The 5891-nt window shown below is 76.8% G+C and carries 8 protein-coding genes; 2 read left to right on the forward strand and 6 right to left on the reverse strand.

The window, feature by feature from the left end; genetic code table 11:
* Positions 1–391 (forward strand): DNA glycosylase family protein (locus AC5FZL_RS15070; protein ID WP_493619703.1); only part of this gene is annotated, 391 nt, incomplete at its 5' end.
* 9 nt (positions 392–400) lie between these two features.
* On the opposite strand, the gene AC5FZL_RS15075 is transcribed toward AC5FZL_RS15070, so the two are convergent.
* From AC5FZL_RS15075 to cofD, 6 genes are read right to left on the reverse strand one after another with little or no spacing between them, the layout of a single operon-like run.
* Positions 401–706 carry a hypothetical protein gene (locus AC5FZL_RS15075; protein ID WP_493619704.1) on the reverse strand — a complete coding sequence of 102 codons (306 nt, stop codon included), beginning with the start codon at positions 704–706 and terminating at the stop codon, positions 401–403.
* Positions 703–2187 carry a LicD family protein gene (locus tag AC5FZL_RS15080; RefSeq protein WP_493619705.1) on the reverse strand — a complete coding sequence of 495 codons (1485 nt, stop codon included), beginning with the start codon at positions 2185–2187 and terminating at the stop codon, positions 703–705. Before AC5FZL_RS15080 ends, AC5FZL_RS15075 begins: the two co-directional genes overlap by 4 nt.
* 2 nt (positions 2188–2189) lie before the next feature.
* A complete protein-coding gene (locus AC5FZL_RS15085; RefSeq protein ID WP_493619706.1) occupies positions 2190–2840 on the reverse strand; it encodes a class I SAM-dependent methyltransferase in 651 nt (216 codons plus the stop codon).
* Positions 2841–2897: 57 nt separating this feature from the next.
* On the reverse strand, positions 2898–3962 hold the full coding sequence (gene cofE, locus AC5FZL_RS15090; RefSeq protein ID WP_493619707.1) for a coenzyme F420-0:L-glutamate ligase: 1065 nt from the start codon (positions 3960–3962) through the stop codon (positions 2898–2900).
* Positions 3959–4345, reverse strand: coding sequence for a hypothetical protein (locus AC5FZL_RS15095; RefSeq protein ID WP_493619708.1), 387 nt, complete (start codon positions 4343–4345; stop codon positions 3959–3961). Before AC5FZL_RS15095 ends, cofE begins: the two co-directional genes overlap by 4 nt.
* On the reverse strand, positions 4342–5316 hold the full coding sequence (gene cofD / locus AC5FZL_RS15100; protein ID WP_493619709.1) for a 2-phospho-L-lactate transferase: 975 nt from the start codon (positions 5314–5316) through the stop codon (positions 4342–4344). The genes AC5FZL_RS15095 and cofD overlap by 4 nt, the downstream gene beginning before the upstream one ends.
* Positions 5317–5522: 206 nt before the next feature.
* Between cofD and AC5FZL_RS15105 the strand changes: the two genes are divergently transcribed.
* Positions 5523–5858, forward strand: a complete 336-nt coding sequence (locus tag AC5FZL_RS15105) for a WhiB family transcriptional regulator (RefSeq protein WP_493619710.1) — start codon at positions 5523–5525, stop codon at positions 5856–5858.
* Positions 5859–5891 lie beyond the last annotated feature (33 nt).

A 5891-nucleotide genomic window follows, 5' to 3' on the forward strand; every position in this document is an offset into this window, starting at 1 on the left:
GGAGGAGCGCCGGCGCAGGGTGGTCCAGGTGGCGGCGCGCTCGGCGTCCGGCCTCGAGCGCACGGCCGCGATGGAGCCCGAGCGGGTCGAGCCCGCGCTGCGCTCGCTGCCCGGCGTGGGGGTCTGGACGGCGGCGGAGGTGCGCCACCGCGCGCACGGCGACCCCGACGCGTTCAGCTTCGCCGACTACCACGTGGCCAAGGACGTCTCCTGGGCGCTGACCGGTGAGGTCCTCGACGACGCCGGCTGCGCGGAGGTCATCGAGTGCTACCGCGGGCACCGCTACCGGGTGCAGCGCCTGCTGTCCCTGGCCGGGCACTCGCGGCCGCGCCGCGCCTCGCGGATGCCGCTGCCGCGGCACACGCCGTCCGCGACCGGCATGCGCAGCTGACCCGGCGGGTCAGCCGGCCCTGCGGTCCGGCGCCGGCAGCCCTGCCAGGTGGACCGCCACGGCGTCCGTGAGCTCCGCGACGCGCAGGCTCAGCCGGCGGGACTCCAGCAGGTCGGCGTCCAGGCGCTCCGCGTGCGCGCGGACGGCGTCGAGGTCGGCGCGCAGCCGCTCGACCTCCGCGGTGAGCTCGTGCACCCGGTCGCCGAGCGCGGGCGCGGCCGCCAGCGAGGCCATCGTGCGCGGTGCAGCGGCGCGCAGGACCCGGCCGAGCAGCGAGCGGGCTGGTGCGGTGACGGTCCTCGTGATGCTCGTCATGCTGGTCCTTCCGGTCGGCTCAGCCTCATGGCGCCCGGTGCGGTTCCGCCGGTCGCGTCCAGGAGCAGGCCCAGGCGCGCGGCTCGCGCCCGGACGTCGTCGGCGATCATCTGCCGGTGGTCGGGGTGGACGGCGCCCTCGGGCCCCTGCTCCAGCCACACCTGGCCGCCGCGGCGCACCAGGGCGCCGACCAGGAGCCAGAAGTTGTCCACCCCGTGCGGGGGCAGGTGCTCCAGGACGTGCCGCGCGACGACCTGCCACCGGGCGTCCGGCGACAGTCGGGCGAGCAGGTCGAGCACGTCGCGGGTCTCGTTGAGGTTCACCAGCAGCGCGGCGGAGCCGGCGGGCAGCGGGTCAGCGCGCAGGCGGGCCACCGCGCTGCGCGCGTAGTCGACCGCGGTCACGGAGCGCCCGCGGGCGGCGAGGTGGTGGCTGTCGACGCCGTAGCCGCACCCGACGTCCAGCACGGGAGCGCCGGCAGGCGCCTGCGCGTCCAGCGCCCGGGCCAGCGCGGAGGGCTCCCGCGGCTCGACCTCGCGGGTGAAGTGCGCGTCCCAGTCCTCGCGGAAGACGTTGGCGTCGCCCAACCAGCCGTAGAAGCGCTCGCCGGCCTCCGGAGGGGTCCGGAAGCGGAAGCCCGGCTCCGGCGCGCGCCAGCCCGTGCCGTAGGTGGCGGCCAGGAGCCGCTCCGGCGCCGCAGGCGCCGGGAGCTCGCGCCCCTCGAGCACCACGGTGCCCAGCGGCAGCAGCGGAAGGTCCTCGGCCGGAGCGCGGACGTGGAAGGTGCCATGGACGTGCTCGCCCACGGTGAAGAACGTGAAGATGTCGATGTAGTACGGCTCGTCGGTGTCTATGGCGAAGTGGAGCTGCAGGTGTCCCCCGCTGAGCCGGATGACGTCGTAGCCGCCGGCGCGCAGGGCGCGCTCGAGGGCGAAGCCCTCCAGCAGGACGTCGGCGGGGTGCTCGTGGCGGCTGAGGTAGCCGAGGTCGCCGTCGTCGTCGTGGGGGATGAGCCGCCCGCCGCGCACCGCCCCCAGCAGGGTGCCGTAGGCCGCGAACGGCTCCAAGCCGGTCCCGCGTACGAAGGAGACCAGCGCCTCCAGCTCGTCGAGCAGGCGCTCGCCCAGGTCCGGCGGCCGTCCTTCGAAGGTGCGCCCGAGCTTGCCCCACTTCGTCACAGCGAGCGGGTGGCCCTCGTCGTCAACGACCTGCAGGCGCGTGGCAGCGCCGCCGAGGACGACGTCGCGCGAGCCCAGGTCGCGGTGGTCGGCGGTGGTGCGCACCGAGACTCGGCCGGTGCCGACCAGGTGCGGGCGCAGCGCAGCGGGCCACGGCACGCGCATCGCGCCGTTCCCGGCGTCGGGGGCCTCGGAGGTGGAAAAGGACCAGACCCGCTGCCCGTCGACGAGGACGTCGAGCGACGTGTCGCCGGACCCGGGCCGCGGCAGCTCCAGGGCGTCCTCGTCGACGCGGAGCGCCATCGTCAGCGCTTCGCCAGGCGCAGGCGGCAGACCACCGGGTCCTCGTCGCGGTAGGGGGCCAGGCCCTGGCCGACGACCTGGTCCACGACCACCAGCCCGGCCGCTGCGGCCTCCGCGGCCACGTCGGCGCTGGTGAGGTACTGGCGGTAGTGCTCGCCGAAGGCGTGCTGGGCCGCGGCGTCCTCGGCGGTGCGAAACTCCAGCCAGCAGTGCCCCCCGCCGACGAGCAGGACGGAGGCCACCTCCCAGAAGTGCTGGCGCGCGGTATCGGTGAGGGAGTGGATGACGAAGCGCGCGTACAGGTGCGCCCCCGGTGCGCCCGCGGCGACCTGGACGGCGAAGGCGTGCGAAGCCCGTGCATCGGTGAGGTCCAGGACCTCCAGCGACAGGTACAGGGCCTCGGCGCGCGCCCGGCGGCCGGTCAGCTCCACCGCGGTCGCGGCGGCGTCCACCCCGACCAGCCGGTGCCCGGCGCGGGCGAAGGCTAGGGCGTCCCGGCCGGTGCCCACGCCGACCTCGACCACGGTCGAGCCGGCCGGCAGGTGCGCCAGGGCCCACTCGGCGAAGGGGGAGGGACCCTCGGGCACCTTCTCGGCGCGCTGGCTGCCGTAGAAGTCCAGCCAGTAGTCGGTGCGGGCCGCGGTCTCCGTCATGCCCCAGTTGTACCTCGCGAGCCGGGTGTCAAGTCCCCCGGAAGTGAACAATCCGTGTCAGGTCGCTCGCTCGGCGGTGGCGGTCAGGGCGGCGCCGGTGGGGGTCCGCCGCACCTCGGCGTCCAGCCGCTCGGCCCACAGGGCGGCGCGGAGCCGCTCCGCCATGGCCCCGACGGCGAAGGCGTCCCCGACCAGCTCGACCCGCTCGTCGTCCTGACGGACCTCGACGCCGTCCGGTGCGCGCCCGGCGCGGGCCACCGCCACCGCCCGGGCCACCCGCCCCGGCACCGGCCCACCGGGCGCGATCGGCGCCGGGGCCACCTCGCCGACCGCGACGCCGAGCGCGGCCCGCACCGCCTCGACGTGCCCGTGCGCGAACCAGTCGCCGGGGCCGACCCGCACCAGCGCCGCGGCGCCCGGACCGTCCTGCGCGGTCACGGCCGCACCGAGCCCGCGGACCACCGCCACCGGCGTCCCGGCGGCCTTGCCCTTGACGAGGTCGCCCAGGGCCGCGACCTGGTCGCCGACCGCCCGCACCGTGACCTCCAGCACCCGCCCGAACCGGTCGGTGCGCCCGCGGGCGTCGTCGAGCACCGCGAGCCCGGCGGCCCCGAGCGCGAAGTCCACGACGCCGTCGCGCCAGGGCCGCCCCCCGGTGTCGCTGACCACGACGGCGGGGCGGACGCCGGCCAGCGCGCCGATCCGGGCGCGCAGGGCCCGGGCGGAGGCGTCGGGGTCGGCGGGCAGCAGCAGCACGGTGCCCTCGGCGACGTCGGAGGCGTCGACGCCGGCCGCGGCCATCACCGGGCCGGAGCGGGACTGCACGACCTGCGTCACCCGGCCGTCGGGCAGCAGCCGCTCGGCCACCACGCGCACGGTCTGCGAGCGCACGGCCTCGGTGCGGTCGCTCGCCGGCACCGAGCGCCCCTCGGCCTTGGCGACCACCTTGCTGGCCACGACGAGCACGTCGTCGTCGGCGAGGACCAGGCCGGCGCCGGCGCAGGCGGCCGTGATGAGGGCGCCCAGGTCGTCGCCCTCGGCGATCTCGGGCAGCCCCGGCACGGCGGCGGCGCTGAGCTGCGGCAGGTCGGACGGCAGGCCGGACGGCAGGTCGCGGCTCACGCGTAGCCGCCGTCGCGCAGGCCCGCCTCGGCCTCGAACCGGTTGCGCCGCGGGTCGCCGCCGGCGCGCAGCTCGGCCGCGGCGTAGAGCAGGGGGAGAGCGAGCCCCCACCGGCGCCACTGCGCCACGTGCACGAGCTCGTGGCGCAGCCGCTCGGGCGAGGTGGTGGTGGGGGAGGCCCCCGTGACGTAGGTGTCGCCGTAGGTGGTCCCGCCGCGGGCGAAGGAGCGGCCGCGGGCGCCGGTGCACACCCACAGGCCCGCCTCGGTGGACGCGCACGTCGCGCCGTCCCAGCGGGCGACGATCCGGGCGAACCGGCCGATCGCGGCGCTGCACCTGAGGTTGAGGGCTGTCAGGGCTCGCCCCGGCGCGTCCCGGTTCACGCCCGCCGCTCCAGCGCCGCGGCGAGCGCGGCGCCCGCCAGGTCGGCCGCCGCCGCCGCGTCGGTCATGAGCAGCGGCCGGGGGAGCACCGGGGCGCTGCCGCCGGGCACGGTGGTGCCGGCCAGGTCGCCGTCGGCGGCGTCGTCCACGAGCCAGGCGTCGAGCAGGTCGGCGTACAGGCCGCCGACGGCCGCGGCGGTGGTGGGCACCCCGATGGCGCTGAGGCACGCGTCGGCCATGCCCCGCACCACGGTGCCGCCGAGCACCGGGCTGACGCCGACGACGGGGGCGGCGGTGGCGCGCACGGCCTCGCGCACGCCCGGCACCCCGAGGATCGTCCCGATCGAGACGACGGGGTTGCTCGGCGGCAGCAGGACGGCGTCCGCGCGCTCGATCGCCTCGAGCACCCCCGGCGCGGGGGTGGCGTCGGCCACCCCGACGGAGGTGAACGCCCGGGCCGGCACCTTCGCGCGCAGGCGCACCCACCACTCCTGGAAGTGGACCGTGCGGCCGTCGACGAGCTCGACGTGCGTCTCGGCCGGGTCGTCGCTCATCGGCAGCAGCCGGACGCCGGGCCGCCACCGCTCGCACAGCCGGGCGACCACCGCGCTGAGGGGCGCGCCCTGCCGCAGCAGGTCGGTGCGCAGCACGTGGGTGGCGAGGTCGCGGTCACCCAGCGTGAACCACTCCGGGCCCACGCCGTAGGCCCGGAGCTCCTCGCTGACGGTCGTGCGCTCGTCGCGCCGGCCCCACCCCTGGGCCTCGTGGACGGCCCCGCCCAGGGTGTACATGACGGTGTCGAGGTCGGGGCAGACCCGCAGCCCGTTGAAGGTGGCGTCGTCACCGGTGTTGACGACCGCCACCACCTCTGCGGCCTGCAGCTCCGGGTCGTCCGAGGCGGCCAGGTGGGCCTTCAGGCCGCGCAGGAAGCGGGCTCCGCCCACCCCTCCGGCCAGCGCCGTGATCATCACGGCGCCCATCCTCGCCCACCGGCTGCGCGCGGCTCGCCCGGGACGTCCGATTCCTCCCGCGTGGCGCCTGGCGGCGGCGAAAAGGGCCCTCACCAGTTGTTCCATTCCGGTTGACGCGCTGTAGTCGCACCCTTGTAATTCGGTGACCGCCGCAAGGGAGTGCAGTACCCCTCCGCGGCACGGGGGAAACATCGAGAGGGGTCGTCATGAGCGAGGTCACCGTGGTGGCACTGGGCCTGCCGAGGCAGCGCACCGCCAGCGGCAGCGCCGGGTCCGGTGACCTGCGCAGCGTGGGCACGAGCACGAGCACGAGCGCCGTGGACGAGGCCGGCTGGCAGGAGCAGGCGCTGTGCGCCGAGACCGACCCGGAGGCGTTCTTCCCGGAGAAGGGCGGCTCGACCCGCGAGGCCAAGCGCGTCTGCCTGTCCTGCGAGGTGCGGGCCGAGTGCCTCGAGTACGCGCTGGAGAACGACGAGCGCTTCGGCATCTGGGGCGGCCTGAGCGAGCGCGAGCGCCGTCGCGTCAAGAAGCAGGCGGTCTGAGCACGGCCCCGGCGGAGGTCCGCGCCGCCCCTG

This window comes from Quadrisphaera sp. DVD1, assembly GCF_058932755.1.

Excerpts from the sequence above, each read along its gene's own strand:
- AC5FZL_RS15075 (WP_493619704.1), bottom strand. The coding sequence starts at position 706 with ATGACGAGCATCACGAGGACCGTCACCGCACCAGCCCGCTCGCTGCTC.
- AC5FZL_RS15080 (WP_493619705.1), bottom strand. The coding sequence starts at position 2,187 with ATGGCGCTCCGCGTCGACGAGGACGCCCTGGAGCTGCCGCGGCCCGGG.
- AC5FZL_RS15085 (WP_493619706.1), bottom strand. The coding sequence starts at position 2,840 with ATGACGGAGACCGCGGCCCGCACCGACTACTGGCTGGACTTCTACGGC.
- AC5FZL_RS15105 (WP_493619710.1), top strand. The coding sequence starts at position 5,523 with ATGAGCGAGGTCACCGTGGTGGCACTGGGCCTGCCGAGGCAGCGCACC.